We start from the raw sequence: 1,140 nt of genomic DNA, 5'->3' as shown, positions 1-1,140 counted from the left end.
CTCGAGATTGGGCGCCCTCGGCGCCGCCGGCGGTGCGCGTGCGGGTGTGTTCGCGTGCCGGTGCACTGGGCGCGACCAGGACGCCGGCGGCCAGCGCCAGCAGCAAGGGAGTGATGCGACGGGACAGCGACATGGCGTTCTCCGGTGACGGCAGCGGCGTGCTGCCGAGCGTCACCGTAGCCATGGCGCCGGCGCCGCGGGCGCCGCATCGGCCAGCAAATGTTGCCGAACGCCGCGGCGGAAACATCCGCTTACAGTTGCGCCGCGGCAGCCGTTGCCGCGGGGCCGCGGCGCAACCGATAGTGGCGTCCATGGACGATGCCGCGCCCGCTCCCCGCCTGCTGCTGGTCGACGACGACGACCGCCTGCGCGCCCTGCTGTGCCGCTACCTGGAGAGCCAGGGCTTCGCGGTCAAGGCGGTGGCCGACGGCATGCAGCTGCAGCAGGCGCTGGCGCGCGGCCACTACGACCTGGTGGTGCTGGACCTGATGCTGCCCGGCGAGAACGGCCTGGAGATCTGCCGGCGCCTGCGCGGCCAGGGCGACGCCACCCCGATCGTGATGCTGACCGCCAAGGGCGACGAGATCGACCGCATCGTCGGCCTGGAGATCGGCGCCGACGACTACCTGCCCAAGCCGGTCAACCCGCGCGAGCTGCTGGCGCGGATCCGCGCGGTGCTGCGCCGTACCCGCCCAGGCGGCGCCGGCGCACCGCAACCGGAGGGCGGCGAGATCGGCTTCGGCCGCTTCCGCCTGCACCTGGGCCGGCGCGAGCTGCGCCGCGACGGCGAACCGCTGAAGCTGACCACCGCCGAGTTCGCGGTGCTGTCGGTGCTGCTGCGGCACCCGCAGCAACCGCTGAGCCGCGACCGCCTCTCCAGCCTGGCGCACGGCCGCGAACACGAGCCGCTGGGGCGCAGCATCGACGTGATCGTCGCGCGGCTGCGCAAGCTGCTGGAGGACGACGTGCGCACGCCGCGGCTGATCCAGACGGTGTGGGGCGTGGGCTATGTGTACGTGCCGCCGGAGCCGCAGGCATGAGCGCGCCCGCCTCCCGCGCCAGCGGCTGGCCGCGCAGCCTGTTCGGGCAACTGGCGCTGGTGATCGCGCTGGTGCTGGCCGGCGCCGGCCTGCTGGCGCT

General features: G+C 74.2%; 1 protein-coding gene. It reads left to right on the top strand.

Annotated features, from left to right (window positions below):
- Positions 1-311 precede the first annotated feature (311 nt).
- Positions 312-1,040, top strand: coding sequence for a two-component system response regulator OmpR (ompR, locus tag D588_RS0123675; RefSeq protein ID WP_017908321.1), 729 nt, complete (start codon positions 312-314; stop codon positions 1,038-1,040).
- Positions 1,041-1,140 lie beyond the last annotated feature (100 nt).

Origin of the sequence: Xanthomonas sp. SHU 308, from assembly GCF_000364645.1 — a bacterium.
Lineage (GTDB): Bacteria > Pseudomonadota > Gammaproteobacteria > Xanthomonadales > Xanthomonadaceae > Xanthomonas_A > Xanthomonas_A sontii.
This window is presented reverse-complemented; position numbering and strand designations above follow the sequence as displayed.

Bases quoted from the DNA above. Each gene is read 5' to 3' on its own strand.
- ompR (WP_017908321.1), top strand. From the start codon at position 312: ATGGACGATGCCGCGCCCGCTCCCCGCCTGCTGCTGGTCGACGACGAC.